Consider the following 22,572-nt stretch of genomic DNA (forward strand, 5'->3'; position numbering starts at 1 on the left):
GAAGTCGGGTGGCTGGCGTCGAGCCCGACGGCGCCGCATCCGCCCGTCATCGAATGACTCCGGACGACTCTGGGCGATTCAGGGGGTGACGGCACCCGGGCGCGAGCGTAGCGTCGAGCCATGACGAACATCACCGAACGACTGGCGGAATCCGTCCCCTCCTGGGGCGCGAAGGTGGCCTACGGCGAGCAGACGACGCTGAACGGCCACGAGATCATCCCCGTGGCGGTCGTCGCCTTCGGCTTCGGCGCGGGCGAGGGCTCGGGCGAGAGTCCCGACGACGGCAAGGGTCCCGCGGGTCGGGGCGAGGGCAGCGGCGGAGGCGGAGGCGGCTACGCGGTGCCGATCGGCGCCTACGTCGGCGGCCCCGACGGCCTGCGGTTCCGCGCGAACCCGATCGCCTTGATCATCGTCGCCGCGCCGCTGGTCTCGGCGATCGGCTGGGCGCTGGCACGGGTCATCCGCGCGGGTCGCTGACCCCGGGCGCGCGCCGTCTCGTTCGCCGGGCCGTCGGCGGGCCGACGCGCGCTGTGCTGTGCCATGGTGCCCTGGTCGAGCCGCGCTCCAGCCGGCCGGTCAGTGTCAGTCAGTGTCAGTCAGTGTCAGTGTCCGTCAGTGCGGAAGGAGGGACTTGAACCCTCACGCCCGAAGGCACAGGAACCTAAATCCTGCGTGTCTGCCGATTTCACCACTCCCGCGAGTGCCCGTTCAGTCTAGGCGCGCAGCGCCCCGCTGCCCTGCGCAGTGGCGCGGGGCAGCGGGGCGCTGCGACCGGGGCGCGAAGGTCCTACTCGGTCTTCCGGGCGTTCTCCGACTTGGCGCCGAAGAGCATGCGCGCGAGCACGAGCATCATGGCGACGAAGCCCCCGATGAGGGCGAGCGGAGCCCAGATCCAGCCGGCGGTGAAGCCGATGATCGGGATCGCGACGAACGCGATGGTCCAGATGACGGCGGTGTAGATGCCGAACCGGGCGCCTGAAGCCGGGTCGTCCTCGAAGCGGGTGCCGATGTTCGCGGCCTCGCGGTGCTGCTGCACGACCCACGGCTTGTGGCGGTTCGTCTGCGTGGCGCCGAGGTAGCTCAGGGCGCCGATCGCGCCGATGACGGCGGCGCCGGCGAGCACCAGCCAGGCGAGGTCGAGGTGCAGGACGACCACCGGCGTGAAGGCGAGGCCCGCGAGCAGCAGGCCTGTGGCCGCGCCGTACCCGACCGCGCGCCCGGCGGGCATGCGGTGGTTCGTCGTGGTCTCCTGGCTCAGGGCGTCGGCGGTGACCGCGCCGAGCGCGAGGCCGAACACGACGGCGAGCCCGATGAGCGCGCCGGTGCCGAGCGCGAGCAGGGGCGTGAGTCCGAGCACGAGCAGCACCAGCGCGGCGCCGCCGATGATGGACAGCACGACGGTGCGCACGACGAAGCCGGGCTTGGGGCGCACGCGGTTGCGCAGCGCCGCGGCGGTCGCCGACTCGGCGCGGGCGGCGGGCGCCGGCGAACCGACCCGGGCGGCGGGAGCCGCGGCGGTGCTCGCGGCATCCGCCGTGCCGTCGACATCGATGAGCTCGTGCACGTCGCCGAGTTCGGCGATGGCCCGGCGTGCGGCATCGGCCTGGCTGAGTCCGGATGCCTCGAGCTCGCCCATGCGTGCGAGCAGGTTGCCGCGGATCTCCTCTTTCAGGTCTTGGATCTCGGGCGTGACCTCGATGCCGGCGAAGGCCTCGTCGAGCAGTCGGTGCAGGTCGCCGCCGGAGGAGCGGTGGTCGGTCATGTCAGGAGCCCTTCTTGGCTGCGGGCGTGCTGCCCAGCAGAGAGTCGATGATGGTGCGGGTCGCGACCCATGCGGCGACGTTCTGCGTGAACGCGGCGCGGCCTGCGTCGGTGATGCGGTAGTACTTGCGGCGGCCGCCCTGCGACTCGTCACCCCAGTACGCCTCGGCGAGCCCGTCGCGGAGGAGGCGCCGGTAGCTCGCGTAGAGCGTCGCCTCCTTGATCTCGTAGGCGCCGCCCGTGGCGTCGCGGATGAGCTTGTAGATCTCGAAGCCGTAGCTGTCGTGCCGACGGAGCACGCCGAGCACGATCGTGTCGGTGTGACCGCGCAGCAGGTCGGCCGCGAAGGCATCGTCCGGCGTCGCTCCGGCGGCTGTGTCCTTGGTCATGACAAGTACTGTACCAGATCAATTACCCAATGTGACCGCATCACGGATGCAGCGGGCATGCCGGTGTCGCGGGTTGGGCCGGTGTCGCGGGTGGGATGCCTCAGGCCGACCGGCGCCGGATGACGGTGGCCGGTGACGGTGTCGGTGCAGCGTCGCCCTCCGGCAGGCCGAGCACCTGGCGGGCGAGGCGCCGACCGAACGCGGCGGTGTCGATGCGCACCGACGTGAGCGAGGGGGACACGAGCTCGCCCGCCCCCGCGTCGTCGAAGCCGATCACCGCGAGGCGGCCGGGGACCGGTAGGTCGAGCGCGCGCGAGGCGGCGAGCACGCGCAGCGCGGTGTCGTCGTCGAGCGCGGCGATGGCGGTGACGGCGGGGTGCCGGTCGATGAAGTCGGACAGCGCCGTTCGATCCTCGTCGACGCCGGCGCCCATCGTGAGCGTGGGCGGGCCTTCGAGGCCGAGGTCGCCGAGGGTGCGCCTCGCGTAGTCGAGCCGGAGGGCCGCGAGGCGTTCGAGTTCGGGCCTGCCGTCGGGCAGTGCCATGCCGATCGTCGTGTGGCCGCCGTCGACGAGGTGGCGCAGCTGCACCGCGGTGTGCGCGGCGAGGCCCTCGGTCCAGCCGCCGTCGGCGACCTCGGCCTCCGCATCGGGGGAGTTGTAGATGCGGTCGAGGTCGAGTACCGCGCGCGGGGCGACCATCGCCGTCATCCGCTCGATGTCGTCGGAGCCCGCGCGGTAGCGCACGAGCAGCATGTGGTCGAGGTGTTCGAGCTCGGCGTCGAGCGCGTCGATGAAGGCTGCGAGCCCCGTGCCGCCGTGCGGAAGCCGTGCCACGTTCAGGATGACGATGCGCGAGGTGCCCTCGCGGAGCGCGCGTGCTGCGCCGTTCGGCCGATAGCCGAGGTCGGCGGCGGCCCGGCGCACGCGGTCGCGCGTCTCGGGGGAGATGGTCTCGCCCGGCTTGTCGTTGAGGACGAAGCTCACCGTCGCCTGCGAGACGCCGGCGGCGACCGAGACGTCCTTCATGGTCACGCGGGTGGACTTCACGGTGCCCCCTTCCGGCGTGTTCGCTGTGAGTCGCGTCAGTGGCATGGCGCAGTCGTCCTTCCAGCGTAGACTGCACTTATTCGATTTAGTAGTCCGCGACGCCAACCCAGCGCGTGGCGGCGGAGAGGAATGACGGCGATGAAGTCGGTCATGGTCACCGGGCCCGGAACCACCGAGATCGTGGAGATCGAGCAGCCCGTCGCAGGCCCGCGCGACGTGCTCGTGCGCATCCGCGCCTGCGGCATCTGCGGCAGCGACCACATGTACACCATGTACGGCGGCATCCCGCCGCGGCAGGGCGCGACCCCGCTCGGCCACGAGCCCGCCGGCGAGATCGTGTTCGTCGGCGACGAGGTGCAGGGCGCGCAGGTCGGCGACCACGTCGTCATCAACCCGATGGCCGCGAGCGACGGCATCATCGGTTCCGGCGGCGCGCAGGGCGCGTTCTCGCCGTTCGTCGTGCTGCTCGACGCGGTGGCCGGCACGCACTTCCGCGTGATCCCGAACGAGATCCCGTTCGAGGTCGCCGCGCTCAACGAGCCCATGGCCGTCGCCCGCCACGCCGTCAACCGCTCCGGCGCGAAGGCCGGGGAGCAGGCGGTCGTCTTCGGCGCCGGCCCGATCGGCCTCGGCGCGCTGCTCAGCCTCAAGGCCAAGGGCGTCGAGCACGTCGTCGTCATCGACATCCTGCCGACGCGCCTCGAGAAGGCCCTCGCGATCGGTGCGGACGCCGTCATCAACTCGGCTGACGAGGACGTCAAGGCCCGCCTCATCGAGCTGCACGGCGAAGCACCGCCCGTCGTCGGCATCCGCGATGCCCGCCCCGCGACCGACGTCTACCTCGACGCGGCCGGCGCCCCCGTCGTGCCGACCACCGTGTTCGGCCTGGTCAAGCAGGGCGCCCGCCTCGTGATCCCCGCGGTGCACAAGAAGCCCGTCGAGGTCGACTTCGGCGGCCTGCTCACGACCGAGATCTCGATCATCATGTCGATGGGCTACCCGACCGAGATCTTCGAGGTCACCGACGACCTCATCGCCAACTGGCGGAAGTACCAGCTCATCATCAGCGACCGCTTCACGATCGACGACGTGCAGCGCGCCCTCGAGGTCGCCGCGACGCCCGGCGCCGCCGACAAGGTCATGGTCACGCTCGACTGAGCCCGGTCGCGCCCGCGCCGTCGTCGCGCGGGTGCGGCCCCGCAGACGGGGCGTCGTAGACATTCCGGATGTCGCGGCGGCCCGTCGCCATGCCCTCGCGCTGTGCGCGTGCTCGCGTTGGTCGGGGTCGCGCCACGACCTTTCGCCGGCGCCACGAGGGTTCGAAAGGGTCGTGGCGGCGCACAAACGTCGTGACGCGGCATCCGTCGCTCCGAGCGGGCGGATGCCGCGGACGGCCGTGTGGATAACTTCGCGGTGCCCGGCGGGCCTCACCCCAAGATGGGTGACATGACCGACCCCGTCCGCACGATCACCGAGCGCGTGCGCACCCGCGTGCTGCACGAGGGCGTCGATCTCGGTCGCGACACCGGCGCTGCGGCCCGCTTCACGCGCGAAGAGGTGCGCCGCTACAGCGAGCTCGCGCTCGGCGGCGCGCACGCCGAGCTGCACGACGAGCTCGCGACCGCGCGCGAGGTCGAGGCGGCGATCACGGGCTACGGGCCGCTCCAGCCCTACTTCGACGACCCCGGCGTCGAGGAGATCTGGATCAACGGGCCGACACGCGTCTTCGTGGCGCGCAACGGCGTCGCCGAGCTCACGACGGTCGTGTTGAACGATCGAGAGGTGCGAGAACTCGTCGAGCGCATGCTCCAGCACAGCGGTCGCCGGGTGGACCTGAGCTCCCCGTTCGTCGATGCCTCCCTGCCCGACGGGTCGAGGCTGCACGTCGCGATCCCCGATGTCGCGCGCACGCATTGGGCGGTGAACATCCGCAAGTTCCAGCGCCGCATCCGTTCGCTCGAGGCGCTGGTCGAACTCGGATCGCTCACGGCCGAGGCCGCCGGCTTCCTCCGCGCCAGCGTCGTCGCGGGCGCGAACATCCTCGTGTCGGGCGCGACGCACACCGGCAAGACCACCCTGTTGAACGCCCTCATGTCGTCAGCCAGGGTCGACGAGCGCGTGATCACGATCGAGGAGACGTTCGAACTCGACCTCGACGTGCGCGACCTCGTGTCGCTGCAGTGCCGTCAGCCGAGCCTGGAGGGCACCGGTGAGATCACGTTGCGGCGCCTCATCAAGGAGTCGCTCCGCATGCGCCCCGATCGCCTCATCGTCGGCGAGGTGCGCGAGGCCGAGAGCCTCGACCTGCTCATCGCGCTGAACTCCGGCCTGCCCGGTATGTGCACCATCCACGCGAACTCAGCGCGAGACGCGCTGACGAAGCTCTGCACGCTTCCGCTGCTCGCCGGGCGCAACATCGACGCGTCGTTCGTGGTGCCGACCGTCGCGACCTGCATCGACCTCGTGGTGCACCTCGGCATCGACGCCGCCGGTCGCCGCACCGTCATCGAGATCTCGGCTCCGACCGGGGAGTGCGCCGACGGCAGCGTCGAGGTCGATGCGATCTTCGCGACGATCGGCGGCGCGCTGAAGGCCACTGGCCTGCGACCGCGTCGCCTCGAGAAGTACCGCGCCGCCGGACTCGTCGTCGATCCCGGTCCCGCCGACGTCGTCGATTCGGGCGAGAGCCGCAGGCGGCATGACGTCGCCGGTGCGGGCGATGCTGCCGAGACGAGCGATGCTGCCGCGACGACCGATGCCGAGTCGCACCGCGCCGAGCCGATCGGTGCCCCGACGAAACAGGATGCCGCGTGAGCCTCGCGCTCGGGGCGCTGTTCGGCGTCGGCGTGCTGCTCGCGCTCGCTCCGCTGCTCTGGCCGTCGAAGGTCGACGCGGTTCGCGCCATCGAGGCGTCCGCCCTCCGACGCCGCGTACGAGACGACCTCGCCCTCGCCGGGCTGGGCCAGGTGCCGATCCCGGTCGTCGTCCTCGTCTCGGTCGTGTTCGCGACCGTGCTCGGCGCCGTGGTCCAGGCCGTCATGCAGGTGCCCACCATCACGGTGGTCGCGGCGTTGCTCGGTGGCGCCGCGGTGCCCATGATCATCGGGTCGCGGGCCGACCGGCGCCGGGCCGCCAACCGCGCAGTCTGGCCCGATGTGGTCGATCACCTCGTCGCCTCGGTGCGGTCTGGCATGCCGCTGCCCGAGAGCGTCGGGGCGCTCGGCGAGCTCGGACCGGCGCAGACGCGCGGGGCCTTCGCAGCGTTCGAGGTCGAGTACCGTCGAACCGGAAACTTTCCGCTGTGCCTCGACCGGTTGAAGGACGCGCTCGCAGACCCGATCGCCGACCGCATCCTCGAGATCCTTCGCATGGCGCGAGAAGTGGGCGGCACCGAGTTGACGGCCGTGCTGCGCGGACTCTCCGGCTACCTGCGTGACGATGCGGCGCTGCGCGCCGAGGTCGTGGCCCGCCAGTCGTGGATCCGCAACGCGGCACGCCTCGGCGTCGCGGCCCCGTGGGTGCTGCTCCTCGTGCTGTCGTCGCGACACGAGACCCTTGTCGCGTACGACTCGCCTGCGGGTGCCGCGCTCATCGTCGTGGGCGTCATCGTGACCGTGGTCGCCTACCAGTCGATGAACGCGCTCGGCCGACTTCCCGAGGAGCGACGATGGTTCCGCTGAACGCGACCGTTCCCCTGGCCCTGCTGTGCGGGATCCTGATCGGGCTCGGCGCGTGGATCGCCCTCAGCGCCCTCCCGCGAATCGGTCGACCGAGCCTCGCCGAGCGCGTCGCGCCGTACGTCGCCGACGTCTCCGGCGAGGCGAGGTCGATGCTGGCCCGACGAACCTCCGACCCGTCACCGGTGTTCGGCGTCGTGGTCGGGCCGGTGCTGCGGCGGCTTCGTGGCATCGCGGTCTCCTGGCTCGGCGGACCCGAGACGGTCGCCCGACGCCTTCGACAGGCCGGGTCCAACGCGACCGTCGAACGATTCCGTGCTGAGCAACTGGCATGGGGGGCGACGGCGTTCGCCGCCGCCGTCCTGCTCGAGCTGTTCGCACCGGGCTTCGAGACCCTTCCCACCCCGGTCCGGATCCTTGCGCCCCTGCTCGCTGCAGCGGTCGGCGTACTCGCGCGCGACTGGGCGCTGCAGCGGAGCGCCGCACGCCGACTCGCCCGCATCTCGGAAGAGCTGCCGACCGTGCTCGAGTTCCTGACGCTGAGCCTCACCGCGGGCGAGGGCATGCTCGATGCCCTGCGCCGCATCGCCCGCATCGGCTCGGGCGAACTGCCCCAGGAGTTCAAGGCCGTCGTGGCCGCGGTCGGCACCGGCGTGCCATTGGCGGACGCGATCACGACGTTTCGCGACGAACTCGACCACCCGGCGCTCTCGCGCGCGCTCGATCAAGTGCTGGGCGCGCTCGACCGGGGTGCGCCGCTCGCGACCGTGCTCGCCTCCCAGGCCGGCGATGCCCGTGACCAGGCCAAGCGGACGATCATCGAACTCGCCGGGCGCAAGGAGATCGCGATGCTCGTGCCGCTCGTGTTCCTCATCCTGCCGGTGACCATCGCGTTCGCCCTCCTTCCCGGATACCTCGTGCTTCAAACGGGGTTCTGATGCGGTCCCCGATCCCCTCGCTGAACCCGCGCCAGGACGGCGCGAACGAAAGGAAGCCCCATGCGGCAGCACCTCGACCGTCTGAATCGATCCCTCATGCGACGCCTGATGGTCGCCGTGTCGAGCGAGCGGGGCGACGTCCCCGGCTGGGTGCTCATCACGCTCATGACGGCGGGGCTCGTCATCGTCATCTGGGGCCTCGCCGGGCCGGCGCTCTCGGGCGTGTTCGAACAGGCGATCGATCGCGTCACGGGCTTCTGACCGCGCAGGCCATGCCCCTGCCGGGTGCTCGGCGGTCTGGCTGCAGCCTGCGGGCGCTGCGGCTGCACCTCCGCCTGGCCGACGAGCGCGGCTCGGCCGTCGCCGAGTTCACGATGGTCGGCGTGCTGCTGACCATGCTCGCGCTCGCCGTCGTGCAACTCGCGCTCGCCCTGCACGTGCGCAACACCCTGCTCGATGCCGCGGCCGAGGGTGCGCGGTTCGCAGCGCTCGCCGGCTCGTCGCCTGCCGCGGGCGTCGCCCGCACGCGCGATCTCGTCGATGCCGCGATCTCGGCTCGATATGCCGAGGACATCACGGCGACGGGCACGTCGATCGGCGGAGAGCCGGCGGTCGAGATCCGCGTGCGCGCGACCCTCCCGGTCATCGGCCTGCTGGGCATCGCGAACGGGCTGGAGGTGAGCGGGCATGCGCCGATCGAGTCGCTCGACTGAGCGACGCGGGCTCCGCGCCGTGCGGCTCCTCGGCGACGAGTCCGGATCCGCCTCGCTGGAGTTCCTGACCGTCGGGCTGATCCTGCTCGTGCCGATCGTGTACCTCGTGGTCAGCATGTCGGCGATCCAGGCCGGCGCATTCGCCGTCGAGGGCGCCGCGCGGCACGCGGCGCGCCTCGCCGCCGACGGCGCCGGGTCGGCAGGGACGCCGGCTGCGGTCGAACGCGCGGTGCGGATCACGCTCGAGGACTTCGGTGTCGACGCCGATACGGCCTCGGTGGATCTCTCGTGCGAGACCGCGACGTGCGATACGCCCGGCGAGCGGATCGACGTCGTGGTGCGTGCGCGGGTGGCGCTGCCGCTCGTTCCCGACGTGCTCGACCTCGGCGGTACCGGAAGCGTGCCCGTGGAGTCGGCCGCGACGCAGACCGTCTCCCGGTTCGCGGGCGTCGCCGAGTGAGCGCGACGCCGAGGGCCGGGGTGCACGGGCAGCGGGCGACCGCGCCGGATGCGGACCAGGACGGCGAGCAGGGGTCCACCCTCCTGCTCACGATCTTCTTCTCGTTCCTCGCCTTGGTCATCGTGCTCGTGGTGGTCGCGGCATCCTCGCTCTACCTCGAACGCAAGCGCCTGTTCACCCTCGCCGACGGTGCGGCCCTCGCGGGGGCCGAGGCGTGGAGCCTCGACGCCGTCACCACGGCCGACGGGGAACTCGCGGTGCGGCTCGACGACGAGGCGGTGCAGGACGCGGTCACGCGATACCTCGACGACGCCGCGGGCCGACTCGACGGCGTCGAACTCGTGCGAGCCGTCTCCCGCGACGGTCGAAGCGCGACGGTGACACTGCGTGCCGAGTGGCGCGCGCCGTTGCACACCGAGGTGCTGCCGATGAGCGTGCCGATCGAGGTGACGACCACGGCGCGATCTGTGTTCCACTGATCCGTTCCGCCGCGCGGATCCAGGAGGGCGTTCGCCCGGCGTGTTCGCCGACGCGGGCACCGAGTGGGAGTGCCGAGCGGGCTCCTCCGCTCGCCCCATACGATACGTCGCAGTGAGCATCCACGACGACCACGGGAACGACCCTGCCGAGGGCCCCGGCAGCGTGCCGTCCCGCGCCCCGGAGCCCGAGCAGTCGGGCGAGCGACGTGAACGGCGCCGTGCCGCCGCGCGGGAGGCGCTCGGCTGGGCGTTCGCGCTCGCCATGGCCGTGCTCGTCACCGCGCACATCGCGATCACGCGCACCGAGCTCATGTTCATCGACGCGGACTCGATGCTCAACGTGCTGCTCGCGAACTCGCTCGCCTCCGGCGCCCCGCAGGACTGGGCGATGTCGCCCGTGCTCTTCGTGCCGGAGGCGATAGCGTTCGCCATCGTCTCGGCCGTCGTGCCCGACCTGCACACGGCGTTCATCGTCAGCTCGGTGCTGAACCTCGTCGCGCTCTACGGCGCATTCCGCGTCGCGTCGGGCAGTCCGCGCACAGCCACCGCGCCGGTGCTCGGTGCTCTGGCCGCCTACGCCGGGTTCTGCGCGATCGCGCTGCTCGAATCGGGCGGCGACCGCAACAGCATGCAGCTCGCGAGCCTGCTCGGCACGACGACGTACTACAGCGCGACCGTGGTCGCCGCCGTGCTCGTCATCGGCCTCGTGCGCCGGGCGCTCGACACCGGACGGCTGCGGGCCCGCGCGTGGGTGCCGCTCGTGGCCGTGGTCGCCGTCTCGGCGTTCAGCAACCCGCTCATCGTCGTCTGGGCCGTCGCACCCGCGGCGCTCGTGCTCCTCGCCCTCACGATCACGAGCGGCCGGGGCAGGGGGCGGATGCCACGGCGACCGTCGCTGCCGCTCCAACTGGTGCTCGTGCTCGCGGGAGCGTCCGCCGTGGGGGTCGTCGCCCGCTCGGCGGTCGGCGACCTGATCGTGGCGCAGGGCGCCGACTATGTGAAGGACGGCGATCAGCTCGCCGCACTCGCCGAACTGCTGCGCGTCGCCGCCGTCGAACTCGGGCGAACGGGCGGCATCGTCGCCGCGATCGTGCTGCTCGGGCTCATGGTGCTCGCCGTGACGCTCACCTTCTCACGGACGGCCGCCGAACGGCCGGGCGCCGGACTGCTCGTCGCCGTCGCCTGGATCGCGCCGATCGCGTGCGCGATCGGCCTCGTGGTGCTCGGCAACCCGTCGCCGCGCTACCTGCAGCCGTGGGTCTTCGCGCCGATGCTCGTGCTTGCGTGCCTCGCCGAGTGGGTGCTGCGGAGCCGGGGACGCCGACCCGCCGCAAGCGACGGCCGGCGCGGACACCGGGGGAGCGTGCTCGCGCTCGCCGCGGCATCGGTCGTCATCGTCGTGCTCGGCGGCATCGGGGCCGTGCGGCTCGCAACGGCGCAGACCACCGCATCGGACGCCTCCCTCGCCTGTGTCGTCGACTGGGTGGATGCGACCGACCGGCACGGCGCCGGCCAGTTCTGGACGATTCGCGCACCGAAGGCCTACGGCGACGACCCGGCGCAGCTGCTGCAGGTGACCCACGACCTGCACCCGTACGCCTGGCTCGTGAACCGCGCCGACTTCGAGACGACCTCGGTGTCGTTCCTCGTCACCGACGACCAGAGCGCGACGTTCGACCTGCCCGGCGAGCTGCGCCTCGAGGATGCCGCGACGATCGACTGCGGCCGGTACACGATCCACGACTTCGGTTCGACCGAGATCCCGGTCCTCTGAGGACGGCTCGTCGTGCCGCGGAGCCGGCCGGGAGCCGGCCGGGAGCCGGCCGCCGGAACACGCGAACCCGCGGCCGCGTTCGACGTGTCCCATGGCCTCCGCGCCCCGGAACCGTCGCGCACGATTCGGGCGCGTGACCTCAGGGCGCCATCGCGTGGATCGCGACGTTCTCGGGCTGAACCGCGCCCGAGTAGGCTGGAGGCGACATGTTGGATCTTGACCTTTCGCAGGAGATCGCCGCGCTGCGCTCCACGTTCCGCGACATCAGCGCCGTCGTCGACGTCGAAGCCGTCAAGGCCGACATCGCCCGTCTGTCCGAAGAGGCCGGCAAGCCCGACCTCTGGGACGACCCCGCCGCCGCGCAGAAGGTGACGAGTGCGCTGAGCCACCGGCAGTCCGACCTCAAGCGCATCACCGACGTCGAGCAGCGCCTCGACGACCTCGACGTGCTCATCGAGATGGCCCTCGAGATGGACGACGAGGACTCCGCCACCGAGGCGCGCCAGGAGCTCGCCGCCCTCGAAGAGGTCATCGGCCAGCTCGAGGTGCAGACGCTGCTCGACGGCGAGTACGACCCGCGCGGTGCCGTCGTCACGATCCGTTCGGGCGCCGGCGGCGACGACGCGACCGACTTCGCCGAGATGCTCATGCGCATGTACCTGCGCTGGGCCGAGCGGCACAAGTACCCCGTCAAGGTCATGGACACCTCGTACGCCGAGGGCGCCGGCATCAAGTCGGCGACCTTCGAGATCGACGTGCCGTACGCCTACGGCACCCTCTCGGTCGAGGCCGGCACGCATCGCCTCGCGCGCATCAGCCCGTTCGGTTCGGCCGACAAGCGCCAGACCAGCTTCGCCGCGGTCGAGGTCATCCCCGTGATGGAGGAGGCGGTCGAGGTCGAGATCCCCGAGAACGACATCCGCGTCGACGTCTTCCGTTCGTCGGGCCCCGGGGGGCAGTCGGTCAACACGACCGACTCGGCGGTGCGCCTGACCCACCTTCCGACCGGGCTCGTCGTCTCGATGCAGAACGAGAAGTCGCAGATCCAGAACCGCGCGGCCGCCATGCGCGTGCTGCAGACCCGACTCCTGCTGCTGAAGCGCGAAGAAGAGGCCGCGAAGAAGAAGGAGCTCGCCGGCACGATCACGGCGAGCTGGGGCGACCAGATGCGCTCCTACTTCCTCTACGGCCAGCAGCTCGTGAAGGACCTCCGCACCGGCTACGAGGTCGGCAACCCGGCCTCGGTGTTCGACGGCGACCTCGACGGCCTCATCGCGGCCGGCATCAAGTGGCGCAAGCGCAAGGACGACGACTAGCGTCGACGCGCGCCGCCCGACGGCTCCGAGCGCCCACCGGCGGTCGACGTCTCCTCGTCCGTCGGCTCGGCACCCGCTGACCCGGGCGTGAGCCCCGCGAGCATCGCGCGCAGGCCGAGCTCGAAGCTGCGATCGGCCGGGCGGATGCCGCGTGCCGTGGCCTCGTGCGTTCGCCGCGCCTCCGCGGCGGCGTACGTCGGTGCGGTCGCCGCGGCATCCCCGGGGTGCATGATGTCGGCGGGGGCGACGGCGTCGAGCGCCGAGCCGATGATGAAGGATTCGAAGGCGACGATCGTGTCGACGACGTCGGCCTCGGCCCAGCCCTCGGCGAGCAGGCGCCTGGTGATGACCTCGTAGTTGTCGACCGATCGCTGCTGGCCGTCGATCGGCGTCGTGGCGAGCAGCGTGCTGCCCGAGGGGAACGCGGCGAACGCGTCGCGGTACGTGCTCGCCCAGCGCAGCACGGCGTCGGCGAGCGGCGTTCCGGGGTCGGCGAACCCGTCGGTGTCGATGCGCTCGGCGAGGCGACCGCGCATGGCCCGGATCACCTCGTCGCGGTTGCCGAAGTAGTGGTAGAGCGCGGGCGGCTGCACCGAGAGCGAGCGGGCGAGGGCCGCCATCGAGAACCCGTCGGGGCCGCTGGTGCGTGCGAGCTCGAACGCGGCGTCGACGATCTGGTCGACGCTGAGCACGCGCGTTCGCGGGCGCCCGGCGCGGCGCTTCGTCGGGGTGTCGGCCACGGGTCTCCTCGTCGGATTTGCGGCGGGCGGCGGCGCGGCGTAGCCTGTGCCCGATTTATTTACGATCATTCAATTGTATGGGCGACCCGATGATGGGCACCCGGAAGGCGAGAGCGCATGCACCAGGTGTTCGCCGACACCATTCTCGTCGGAGCGCGCGTGATCACCATGAATCCGCGCCAGCCCAAGGCCGAGGCCGTCGCGATCCGCGGCGGTCGCATCATCGCCGTCGGCGACGCCACGACGCTCCTGGAGCTGCGCGGCCCCGCCACGCGGGTCGACGACCTGCACGGCGCCTGCGTCACGCCCGGCCTCATCGACGCGCACATGCACCCGATCCAGGGCATCGAACTCGCGGTCGGCGTCGACTTCGGGGGAGTGCGCGACCCCGACGTGTTCCTCGCGATGCTGCGCGCCGAAGCCGACCGCGTCGCCGACGGGGCGTCCGGCGGCTGGGTGCGCGGCTGGAACCTCGACTACGACGTCTTCTCGACGCTGCCCATGACCGCGGCCGCGATCGACGCGGCGACCTCGCCCGCCCCCGCATTCCTCATGTGCTTCGACGGGCACACGGCGCTCGCGAACACCGAGGCGCTGCGCCGCTCGGGCATCACGGGCGCGCGCAGCTTCGGCGACACGTCCGAGATCGTCGTCGACGAAGGCGGCGCGCCGACCGGATGCCTCCGCGAGGACTCCGCGTTCGACCTCGTGCTGCGCACGGCGCCCGAGTACACGCGCGACGAGACGCTCGAGCGCGTGCGCGGGATCCTCGGAGGCCTCTCGGCGTCGGGCATCACCGGCGGCTGCATCATGGACGGCAACCCGGGCACGCTCGACCTGCTCGACGAGCTCGACGGCACGCCGCAGGTCGAGAGCGCGGCAGGCGCGGCGGACGCCGGCCCCGCGGCATCCGCCCATCACGAGCCTGTGAGCGGGCTGCCCGTGCGCATCGTCTCGGCGATGGCCCACAACCCCGGCTACGACGAGGAGCGCACCCAGCGGTACCTCGATCAACGCGACCGGCGTGGCGCGCGCTGGCGCGGCGGGCTCGTGAAGCTCTTCAACGACGGCGTGATCGACACCGGCACCGGGTGGCTCTACGAGCCGGACACCCACGGCGACGGCAACGCCTCGTTCTGGGCCGACCCCGACGAGTTCGAGCGCGTCGTCGCCCGCTATGCGGCCGCCGGATTCCAGATCGCGACGCACGCGATCGGCGACCGGGCCATCGGCACGACGATCGACGCGTATCTGAAGGCGGGCGTGCACTCCCGCCGCGGGGCGCCGCACCGCATCGAGCACCTCGAGCTGCTCGCTGACCGCGACCTCTTGCGCCTCGCCCAGTTCGGCATCACCGCATCGGTGCAGCCGCTGCACATGCAGTGGCGCAAGGCCGACGGCAGCGACTTCTGGGCCGAGCGCCTCGGCCCAGGGCGCGCTGCCCTCGGCTGGCGCGTGCGCGACATGATCGACGCCGGCGCCCCCGTGGCGCTCGGCTCCGACTGGCCGGTGGCGCAGACCGACGCGCGCATCGGCCTCGCCTGGGCACGGCTCCGCCGCGAACCCGGCAACCCCGACGCCCCGGTGTTCGAGCCCGACCAGGTGCTCACGCCGTACGAGGCCCTCCAGGGCTACACCGTCTGGGCTGCGCAGGCCCAGGGCGACCAGGACCTCGGCGTCATCGCGCCCGGGTACCGCGCCGACCTCGTCGTGTGGGAAGACAGCCCCCTCGACGTCAGCGCGGACGACCTGCTGAACCTCCCCGTGCGCACGACGATCGTCGACGGGCAGCCCCTGTACGCGGCATCCGCCGCCTGACCCCCTTCGAATCAAGAGGCAACCATGCAAGACGTCGGCGCGCTCGCGCTCCTTCCCGTCGTCATCATCCTCGTCGTGGCCGTGTTCACCCGGCGCACGCTGTTCGCGATGCTCTGCGGCACCCTCGCCGGCGCAGTGCTGCTCGGCGGCTGGGAGTTCTTCGACTCCTGGATCGGCTACTTCGGCACCGCCATGGCCGACGAGACCCTGCAGTGGCTCATGCTCGTCGTCGTGCTCTTCGGCATCCTGATCACGCTCTTCGAGCGGTCGGGCGCCGTGCGCGAGTTCGCGGCTTGGGCCGAGCGGTTCGTGAACTCGCGGCGCAAGTCGACCGTGCTGAGCCTCCTGCTCAGCATCGTCCTCTTCGTCGACGACTACCTCAACGTGCTCACCGTCGGCACGTCGATGAAGGCCGTCACCGACCGCTACAACGTGCCCCGCACCGAGCTCGGCACCATCATGAAGCTGACCGCGGCGCCGATCGCCGTCATCGTGCCGTTCTCGACGTGGGCCCTGTTCTTCGCCGGGCTGCTCGAGGCGCAGGGCGTCACCGCGAACGGCTCGGGCTTCGGCGCCTACCTGCAGGCGATCCCGTTCATCTTCTTCGGCTGGATCGCCATCGCGATCGCGGCGCTCGTCGCGTTCGGCTGGTTCCCGAGGCTCGGCGCCCTGAAGAAGGACATCGCCAGGGCGGATGCCACGGGCGACGTGTTCCCCGTCGGCACCACCGCCGAGGAGCGCGAGGCCGAGGGCGGGCTGTCCCCGCACGCCGAGGTCGGCGAGGTCGCGATCTCGGGGGACGATGCGTCCCGCGCCGTCTCGGCCGAGCCCGCGCAGGCCCCCACCCGGGCCTCGACCGCCACCGCCCTCGCGACCCGCGCACCCGAATACGCGAAGCCGCGCCCGTGGAACTTCCTCGTGCCGATCGCCGTCATGATCGGCGTCACGATCCTCACCGAGGTCGACGTGCTGAAGGGCACGGTCGCCGCGCTCGTCGTCGCGATCGTCATGTACACGGTGCAGCGCCGCCTGAAGATCAAGGGCGTGCTCGAGGCGGCCTTCGACGGCGTCGGCAGCATGCTCTTCGTGATCGTGCTCACCGCGCTCGCCTTCATGGTGCAGCACATGAACATCGACCTGCACCTCGCCGACTGGGTGATCGACACGACCCAGCCGATCATGAACGGGGCGCTGCTGCCCGCCATGGTGTTCCTCGTCTGCGGCGTCTACGCGTACGCGACCGGCTCGTTCTGGGACCTCGCGGCCGTGATCACGCCCATCGTGATCCCGCTCGCCTTCGCGATGGACGTCGATCCGATCATCGCCGGCGCCGCCGTGTTCTCGGGCGCCGCGCTCGGCTCGACGACGTGCCTCTACGGCGACGGCATCATCCTCGCCTCGCGCTCGACGGGCATCAAGCCGCTGAACCTGATGACGGCGATCCTGCCGTACGCGGGCATCGCGGCGGGCCTCTCGCTGGTGTTCTACCTCGTGGTCGGGTTCATCGGCGTCTGAGTTCGCGAGCCGTGCGTCCCGATCGGTGGGCGGCGATGCCGTTTCCCGGTGTCGCTGCCCACTTTTGCGCACGGCCTGCCTAGGCTCGAACGCGATGATCCGCTTCGACTCCGTCACCAAGACCTACCCCGGGCAGGCGAAGCCCGCGCTGAACGACATCGGCGTGGAGATCCTCCGCGGCGAATTCGTGTTCCTCGTGGGCGCCTCCGGGTCCGGCAAGTCCAGCTTCCTGCGGCTGATCCTGAAAGAGGAGAAGCCGTCGAAGGGCACGATCCACGTGCTCGGCCAGAACCTCGGCTCGATCTCGAGCCGCAAGGTTCCCTACTTCCGTCGCGACCTCGGCGTCGTGTTCCAGGACTTCCGGCTGTTGCGCGACAAGTCCGTGTACGAGAACGTCGCCTTCACGCTGCGTGTCATCGGCAAGTCGCGCGGGTACATCCACTCCGCGGTGCCGGAGACCCTGAAGCTCGTCGGCCTCGACGGCAAGGGCAAGCGGATGCCGCATGAGCTGTCCGGCGGTGAGCAGCAGCGCGTGGCGATCGCCCGCGCCATCGTGAACAAGCCGCAGATCCTGCTCGCCGACGAGCCCACGGGCAACCTCGACCCGGTGACCTCGGCCGGCATCATGACCCTCCTCGAGCGCATCAACGCGGGCGGCACGACCGTGATCATGGCCACGCACGAGGCCGGCATCGTCGACGAGATGCGCCGACGCGTGATCGAGCTCTCCGCGGGCGACATCGTGCGCGACGAGCGCTCAGCGGGGTACGGCTCCGTGACCGGCGTCCTGCCAGAGGACGAGGATGCCGTGGCGGCCGCCGCGGCCGTCGCAGCGGCGGAGGCGGCGAACGCGGCCCTGCTGCACGAGCAGCACCGACGCGACGCGGCCGCCGCCGCGGCCGTGAAGCCGAAGCGCGCTGCGCGGTCGAAGAAGCGCGCCGAGCCCGAGTCGGTCGCGCCGATCGCGCCAGCCGTGCCCGACGATGTGCCAGAGACGATCACGGCCGCCGCGCCGAAGGTGACGCCCGAGATGATGCAGCAGAGCCAGCCGCTCTACGTCGAGCCCGAGGCCACCGACGAGGTGACCGACGCCGCGGCCGAGATCACGGCGGCGGCGACCGCGTCGATCGAGATCCCGCGCGGGTCGAAGGCGACGGATGCCGCGGCATCCGGAGACGAGCCGGACGAACCGGGTGGCGGCGCAGCATCCGATGCCGCAGGCGAGAAGGCGGGCGAGACGGATGCCGCGGCCGACGTGAAGCAGCACCTCACGCTCGCCGAGCGGCTGGGGCTCCGGGCACCCGGAGGCCCGCGCCAGGGCGACGACGACCAGGAAGTGGGCCCGACGCGATGAGGTTCGGACTCGTCCTCGCCGAGGCCGGCAACGGCCTGCGGCGCAACATCACCATGGTCGTCTCGGTCGTGCTCGTGACGTTCATCTCGCTGACGTTCGTCGGCACTGCGGCCCTGCTGCAGCTGCAGATCGCGCAGATGAAGAACTACTGGTACGACCGCGCCCAGGTCGCGGTGTACCTCTGCACGTCGGTCTCGACGGCCGCCGGATGCATCGACGGCGAGGCCACGCCGGAGCAGAAGGACGCCATCGAGGCGCAGCTGACGTCGGACACGCTCTCGCCGTTCATCGACGAGTACTACTTCGAGGACCGCGATCAGGCCTACGAGAACTTCCAGGAGCAGTTCGCGGGCACGCCGGCGGCCGACTACGTCACGCCCGAGGTGCTCAACGAGACCTTCTGGGTGAACCTCGTCGATCCGAGCCAGTCCGACGTGCTCGTCGAGGCGCTGGCCGGGCTCGCTGGCGTCGAACAGGTCGTCGACCAACGGCGGTACCTCGACCAGATCTTCGACGTGCTGAACGCCGCCAGTTACACGGCCATCGCGGTCGCGGCGATCATGCTCGTCGCGGCGGCACTGCTGATCGCCACGACGATCCGATTGTCGGCGTTCTCGCGACGACGCGAACTCGGCATCATGCGCCTCGTCGGCGCCTCGAACCGGTTCATCCAGACGCCGTTCGTCCTCGAGGGCGTGTTCGCGGGGCTCATCGGCTCCCTGCTCGCGGGTGGAGCCGTGGTGGCGATCGTGCACTTCTTCGTGCAGGGCTACCTCGCCGACCGCCTCTCGTTCACGTTCGTCGACCTCGGCGACGCGCTGCTGGTGGTGCCGCTGCTCATCGTCGTGGGCGTGCTGCTCGCAGCGCTGTCGGCCGGGATCGCCATCAGGCGGTACCTGCGCGTCTGAGCGACGGCTCCTCCGTGCGGGGCGATCAGCCCCTCGCGGGTGCACTAGAGTGAAAGGCTGCTCCGGATGCCCCGGGGCATCCGTCGAGGAGCGAAGGAGCATGCCGTGCCCAGGGAACGCGGTCAGAAGGTGGTGGCGACCAACCGCAAGGCGCGCCACGACTACACGATCGAGGACACCTACGAGGCGGGCATCGTGCTCACCGGCACCGAGGTGAAGTCGTTGCGCGAGGGTCGCGCGTCGCTCGTCGACGGCTACGCGTTCGTCGACGGCGGTGAGATGTGGCTCGACGCCGTGCACATCCCCGAGTACACCGAGGGCACGTGGAACAACCACTCGCCGAGGCGCAAGCGCAAGCTCCTGCTGCACAAGCAGGAGATCGTGAAGATCAGCCACAAGACGAAAGAGGGCGGGTATACCCTCGTTCCGCTGCAGATCTACTTCGCCGACGGTCGCGCCAAGGTCGAGATCGCGGTCGCCAAGGGCAAGCGCGAGTACGACAAGCGGCAGGCCCTGCGCGAGAAGCAGGACAAGCGCGAGTCCGACCGCGCCATCTCGAGCCGCCGCCACCTCGGCGAGTAGGCACGGTCGCCGCGCCGCCCGCGGATGCTGCGAAGGCGCGCCGTGGGGGAGTCCCCGGTGAGCCTCGGTGAGCCCTCGGTGAGCCCTCGGTGAGTCCCCGGGGCACCGTCGGGGGCGAAGGTTCGCGGCACCCTCCCAGTCGCCCGGTCGGTGCTGCGGAGTAGGCTCATCGCCGTGGAGATCCAGACGCGCATCCCGGTGGCCGGCACGTACAACTTCCGCGATGTCGGCGGGCTGCCCGCGGCCACCGGCACGGTTCGCGACGGCGTGCTCTTCCGTTCCGACGGCCTGTACCGCATCGGCGACGAGGGGCGCGAGCAGCTCCGTGAGCTCGGCGTCGGCATCATCATCGACCTGCGCGACGAGCAGGAGGCCGACCGCATGCCCGACGACATCGACGGGCTCGACGTCGAGGTGCTGCGGTTGCCCGTCTTCGAGGGGTCTGGCGCGTCGCAGGGTGGTGCTGCGGGCATCTCGCTCGAGGCGCTCTACGACCGCATCGTGACCCAGCACGCGCCGATCGTCGTCGACGCCGTGCGCGAGATCGCGAGTGCCGGCGATCGCGCCGTGCTCGTGCACTGCACGGCCGGCAAGGACCGCACGGGTGTCGTGATCGCCATCGCGCTGCTCGCCGTGGGCGTCGACCGCGAGGCCGTCATCGAGGACTACGCACGCACCGAGGGCAACCTCGCGGGCGAGTGGCTCGAGGAGATGATCGACCTCATCGGCCGCTACGGCGTGCCCGACAGCCCGGCATTGCGCACGCTCATGGGCGGCAGCCCGCGCGAGGCCATCGAGGGGGCCATCGAGACCGTCGAGCGCGCGCACGGCTCGACCCGCGAGTACCTGCTCGCCTCGGGGCTCACGCTCGACGAGCTCGCACGGCTCGAGCGGGTGCTCGTCGACCCCAGCTGAGACGGCTGACCTGACGGCCCACCGAGTCGACGTCTGGCAGCCCGACGACCCGACCAGCGCCGTCCCACTCCCGCGGCGGTGACCCGAGGTCAGGCCGCGTCGGCGACGAACCGGGCGTCGACGGATGCCTCGATCACGAGATCCCGCGGGGCGAACTCGGTCGTCGCGCCGCCGCCCAGGTCGGCCGTGGTGCGCATCAGCATGGCCTTGGGCATCGGCGAGGGCTGCGCCTGGAGCAGGCCGTGGTCCGACAGCTCGACGATCGCGGGCGTGCCGAGCCCCAGCGCCGAGGCGTAGACGCCGGCCTTCGCGACGGCATCGGCGACCGCCCCGCGCTGCGCCGCCTCCTGCGCGCCGCGGCGCGTGGCCTCGGTCAGCCGCCAGTCGACGCCGCCGATCGTGAGCTCGTCGGCGTCCGCCGCCGTGCCGAGCCACTCGCCGAGCAGGCTGAGGTCGCGGAACACGACCTCGACGTCGGCGCTGGCCTCGTGCACGAGCGGCAGCTGCCGCCCCTCGGCGTTCCACGGGCGGTGCGACGACACGCGCAGCTGCGGGGCCGACCAGGTGTCGAGGGCGCCGGATGCCTCCAGCTCGCGAACGGCGGCGAGCAGGCGCTGATGCGCGGTGGACGTGCGTGCGACGACGTCGTCGCGGGCCGCGCCCGAGCCTCCGACCGAGAGGGTGACGGCCGCCAGCTCGGGCGCGATGCGCTCCTCGGCGTGTCCGGTGACGGCGATGGTGGTCGGCATGGGGTCCCCTCTCGTCGGCGGGGTCGCCCGGTCGGGACGCCCGCGGCCTCGCGCGAGCACGGCCGAGCCCAGCCTAGGCGGGGCATCCGACGGCGCCGGGGAGCGCGCGGGCCCCGTCGAGACCCGCGCGCCACCGGCTCAGACGGTCAGCCGTGCAGGCAGGGCTCCCGCCCGGTCGAAGAGTCGCTCGAACACGATGCCGCGATCGAACTGCATCGCGTACGCACGCGCGGCCGACGCCCGTTCGGCACGCTCGGCAGGGGAGAGGGCGAGGGCGGCGTCGATCGCTGCCGCGATCGCATCCGGATCCTCGACGGGCACGATCGTCGCGTGGTCGCCGACGGCCTCGATGATGCCGCCCGTGTCGGTCGTGACGACCGCGCCGCCGCCGGCGAGCATCTGCTCGGCCAGCGCGATGCCGAAGGTCTCGACGAACTCGGGCCGCGGCTTGCTCGGCAGCACGTAGGTCGCGCAGCCCGCCATCAGGTAGGGCTTCTCGGCGTCGTCGACGTCGTCGAGGAACACGATGCGATCGGCCAGGCTCGATGCCGCGGCGAACTCGCGCAGTGCCTGCTCCTCGGGTCCGCGGCCCACGATGACGAGCTTCAGCCGCTCGCTCGCCGCGGTGCGCTCGAAGCCCATGATGAGGTCGTCGACGCCCTTCGCCTTCGTGAGCCGCGACAGGAACAGCACGTAGCCGTCGCGCTCGAGGCCTCGCACCGCGAGGGTCGCCTCGACGACCGCGGGGTCGAGGTCGAGGTAGGCCGACGTGTCGATCGCCGGGTACGAGATCTCGATGCGCTGACGGCACTGCTCGGCGAACGCCGTGCCGTGCACCGCGTCGATCTCGGCGGCGGAGGACACGATGAGGTCGCGCGTGTACTCCGAGACCGCGACGCAGTGGTCCTGTGACAGGTAGCTCGAGAGCACGTGGGCGGCGGCGCCGAAGCGGCCCTCCTCGACGCACGAGCGGACGACGTTCGTGACATCCGACCCGACCGCCTCGGCGATCGTCGTGACGTTCACCGGCAGGCCCGTGTTCCACGCGGCGCGCACCGCGTCGGCCACCGCGATGGTGTGCGGGCTCAGGTAGAGCGAGAGGCAGACTGTCGGCACGCCGTCGGTGAACAGCTCGATGAGCCGGCCCGTGATGCCGGCGAGGTAGCGGCCGTCCGGCACCTTGTAGTCGCCGACGGGGTCGGGGCGCTCGACGAAGATGCCCTCGCTGTACGGCAGCATCGTGTCGAGCGGCTTCAGCGGCAGGCCGGTGGCCTCGAGCCGGTCGATCGGCCAGGTGATGATGCGCACTTCGTCGAATCCGCGTTCGATCGCGGCCTCGGCGAGATTGCGACCCTCGACCGAGTGCCCGCAGATCACGGGGTCGGCGCGGTTGACGATGACGAGACGGTTGCGTGGCGTGCTGCTCATGATGGGTT

General features: G+C 71.4%; 23 protein-coding genes and 1 tRNA gene. 17 read left to right on the plus strand and 7 right to left on the minus strand.

The window, feature by feature from the left end; all coding sequences use genetic code 11:
* The first annotated feature begins 120 nt into the window (after positions 1-120).
* Positions 121-477: a hypothetical protein gene (locus tag ABIC29_RS06455; protein WP_116081362.1), complete on the plus strand. Its 357-nt coding sequence runs from the start codon at positions 121-123 to the stop codon at positions 475-477.
* A 139-nt stretch (positions 478-616) separates the two neighbouring features.
* On the opposite strand, the gene ABIC29_RS06460 is transcribed toward ABIC29_RS06455, so the two are convergent.
* The 4 genes from ABIC29_RS06460 to ABIC29_RS06475 all read right to left on the minus strand — a co-directional run bounded on the left by ABIC29_RS06460 (position 617) and on the right by ABIC29_RS06475 (position 3,198).
* A tRNA-Leu gene (locus tag ABIC29_RS06460) sits at positions 617-698 on the minus strand.
* Between the two features lie 89 nt (positions 699-787).
* On the minus strand, positions 788-1,762 hold the full coding sequence (locus ABIC29_RS06465) for a permease prefix domain 1-containing protein (protein ID WP_354243715.1): 975 nt from the start codon (positions 1,760-1,762) through the stop codon (positions 788-790).
* 1 nt (position 1,763) lies between these two features.
* Complete coding sequence (locus tag ABIC29_RS06470) at positions 1,764-2,150, minus strand: PadR family transcriptional regulator (RefSeq protein WP_055856993.1); 387 nt, start codon at positions 2,148-2,150, stop codon at positions 1,764-1,766.
* 100 nt (positions 2,151-2,250) lie between these two features.
* Positions 2,251-3,198: a LacI family DNA-binding transcriptional regulator gene (locus ABIC29_RS06475; RefSeq protein ID WP_354243718.1), complete on the minus strand. Its 948-nt coding sequence runs from the start codon at positions 3,196-3,198 to the stop codon at positions 2,251-2,253.
* A 138-nt stretch (positions 3,199-3,336) separates the two neighbouring features.
* On the opposite strand from ABIC29_RS06475, the gene ABIC29_RS06480 reads away from it, so the two are divergent.
* The 10 genes from ABIC29_RS06480 (at position 3,337) to prfB (ending at position 12,555) form a co-directional block, all read left to right on the plus strand.
* Positions 3,337-4,356, plus strand: coding sequence for a zinc-dependent alcohol dehydrogenase (locus ABIC29_RS06480; RefSeq protein WP_354243721.1), 1,020 nt, complete (start codon positions 3,337-3,339; stop codon positions 4,354-4,356).
* Between the two features lie 279 nt (positions 4,357-4,635).
* The gene (locus ABIC29_RS06485) at positions 4,636-6,012 is read left to right on the plus strand and encodes a TadA family conjugal transfer-associated ATPase (RefSeq protein ID WP_502915450.1); all 1,377 of its coding nucleotides are present in this window, start codon (positions 4,636-4,638) and stop codon (positions 6,010-6,012) included.
* Complete coding sequence (locus tag ABIC29_RS06490; RefSeq protein ID WP_116081395.1) at positions 6,009-6,878, plus strand: type II secretion system F family protein; 870 nt, start codon at positions 6,009-6,011, stop codon at positions 6,876-6,878. The genes ABIC29_RS06485 and ABIC29_RS06490 overlap by 4 nt, the downstream gene beginning before the upstream one ends.
* Positions 6,866-7,813: a type II secretion system F family protein gene (locus ABIC29_RS06495; RefSeq protein ID WP_354243727.1), complete on the plus strand. Its 948-nt coding sequence runs from the start codon at positions 6,866-6,868 to the stop codon at positions 7,811-7,813. Before ABIC29_RS06490 ends, ABIC29_RS06495 begins: the two co-directional genes overlap by 13 nt.
* Positions 7,814-7,873: 60 nt before the next feature.
* Positions 7,874-8,074, plus strand: coding sequence for a hypothetical protein (locus tag ABIC29_RS06500; protein WP_116081397.1), 201 nt, complete (start codon positions 7,874-7,876; stop codon positions 8,072-8,074).
* Positions 8,075-8,085: 11 nt separating this feature from the next.
* A complete protein-coding gene (locus ABIC29_RS06505; protein WP_354243730.1) occupies positions 8,086-8,526 on the plus strand; it encodes a TadE/TadG family type IV pilus assembly protein in 441 nt (146 codons plus the stop codon).
* On the plus strand, positions 8,501-8,986 hold the full coding sequence (locus ABIC29_RS06510; RefSeq protein WP_147309157.1) for a TadE family protein: 486 nt from the start codon (positions 8,501-8,503) through the stop codon (positions 8,984-8,986). Before ABIC29_RS06505 ends, ABIC29_RS06510 begins: the two co-directional genes overlap by 26 nt.
* The gene (locus ABIC29_RS06515; protein WP_199471373.1) at positions 8,983-9,465 is read left to right on the plus strand and encodes a pilus assembly protein TadG-related protein; all 483 of its coding nucleotides are present in this window, start codon (positions 8,983-8,985) and stop codon (positions 9,463-9,465) included. The genes ABIC29_RS06510 and ABIC29_RS06515 overlap by 4 nt, the downstream gene beginning before the upstream one ends.
* A 112-nt stretch (positions 9,466-9,577) precedes the next feature.
* The gene (locus ABIC29_RS06520) at positions 9,578-11,239 is read left to right on the plus strand and encodes a hypothetical protein (protein WP_354243734.1); all 1,662 of its coding nucleotides are present in this window, start codon (positions 9,578-9,580) and stop codon (positions 11,237-11,239) included.
* 206 nt (positions 11,240-11,445) lie between these two features.
* Positions 11,446-12,555 (plus strand): peptide chain release factor 2, encoded by a 1,110-nt coding sequence (prfB, locus tag ABIC29_RS06525; RefSeq protein WP_116081401.1) that lies wholly within the window; start codon positions 11,446-11,448, stop codon positions 12,553-12,555.
* Here the strand turns inward: prfB and ABIC29_RS06530 are convergent.
* Positions 12,552-13,295, minus strand: coding sequence for a TetR/AcrR family transcriptional regulator (locus ABIC29_RS06530; RefSeq protein WP_158551788.1), 744 nt, complete (start codon positions 13,293-13,295; stop codon positions 12,552-12,554). The two genes, prfB and ABIC29_RS06530, sit on opposite strands and share 4 nt — an antisense overlap.
* A 117-nt stretch (positions 13,296-13,412) precedes the next feature.
* On the opposite strand from ABIC29_RS06530, the gene ABIC29_RS06535 reads away from it, so the two are divergent.
* From ABIC29_RS06535 to ABIC29_RS06560, 6 genes are all read left to right on the plus strand, one after another.
* Positions 13,413-15,113 carry an amidohydrolase gene (locus ABIC29_RS06535; RefSeq protein ID WP_354243738.1) on the plus strand — a complete coding sequence of 567 codons (1,701 nt, stop codon included), beginning with the start codon at positions 13,413-13,415 and terminating at the stop codon, positions 15,111-15,113.
* A 24-nt stretch (positions 15,114-15,137) separates the two neighbouring features.
* Positions 15,138-16,628, plus strand: a complete 1,491-nt coding sequence (locus tag ABIC29_RS06540) for a Na+/H+ antiporter NhaC family protein (protein WP_354243741.1) — start codon at positions 15,138-15,140, stop codon at positions 16,626-16,628.
* A gap of 94 nt (positions 16,629-16,722) precedes the next feature.
* Positions 16,723-17,982 carry a cell division ATP-binding protein FtsE gene (gene ftsE, locus ABIC29_RS06545; protein WP_354243743.1) on the plus strand — a complete coding sequence of 420 codons (1,260 nt, stop codon included), beginning with the start codon at positions 16,723-16,725 and terminating at the stop codon, positions 17,980-17,982.
* Positions 17,979-18,890: a permease-like cell division protein FtsX gene (gene ftsX / locus ABIC29_RS06550; protein WP_116081406.1), complete on the plus strand. Its 912-nt coding sequence runs from the start codon at positions 17,979-17,981 to the stop codon at positions 18,888-18,890. Before ftsE ends, ftsX begins: the two co-directional genes overlap by 4 nt.
* Before the next feature lie 105 nt (positions 18,891-18,995).
* Positions 18,996-19,472 carry an SsrA-binding protein SmpB gene (gene smpB, locus ABIC29_RS06555; protein ID WP_116081407.1) on the plus strand — a complete coding sequence of 159 codons (477 nt, stop codon included), beginning with the start codon at positions 18,996-18,998 and terminating at the stop codon, positions 19,470-19,472.
* A 174-nt stretch (positions 19,473-19,646) separates the two neighbouring features.
* Positions 19,647-20,387 (plus strand): tyrosine-protein phosphatase, encoded by a 741-nt coding sequence (locus ABIC29_RS06560; RefSeq protein ID WP_354243746.1) that lies wholly within the window; start codon positions 19,647-19,649, stop codon positions 20,385-20,387.
* A gap of 89 nt (positions 20,388-20,476) precedes the next feature.
* Here the strand turns inward: ABIC29_RS06560 and ABIC29_RS06565 are convergent, their stop codons facing one another.
* Both ABIC29_RS06565 and ABIC29_RS06570 read right to left on the minus strand, forming a co-directional pair.
* On the minus strand, positions 20,477-21,136 hold the full coding sequence (locus ABIC29_RS06565; RefSeq protein ID WP_116081409.1) for an SIMPL domain-containing protein: 660 nt from the start codon (positions 21,134-21,136) through the stop codon (positions 20,477-20,479).
* A 138-nt stretch (positions 21,137-21,274) separates the two neighbouring features.
* Positions 21,275-22,564, minus strand: a complete 1,290-nt coding sequence (locus tag ABIC29_RS06570) for a glycosyltransferase family 4 protein (protein ID WP_116082493.1) — start codon at positions 22,562-22,564, stop codon at positions 21,275-21,277.
* Between the last annotated feature and the right edge of the window lie 8 nt (positions 22,565-22,572).

Origin of the sequence: Agromyces sp. PvR057, assembly GCF_040547485.1 — a bacterium.
Lineage (GTDB): Bacteria > Actinomycetota > Actinomycetes > Actinomycetales > Microbacteriaceae > Agromyces.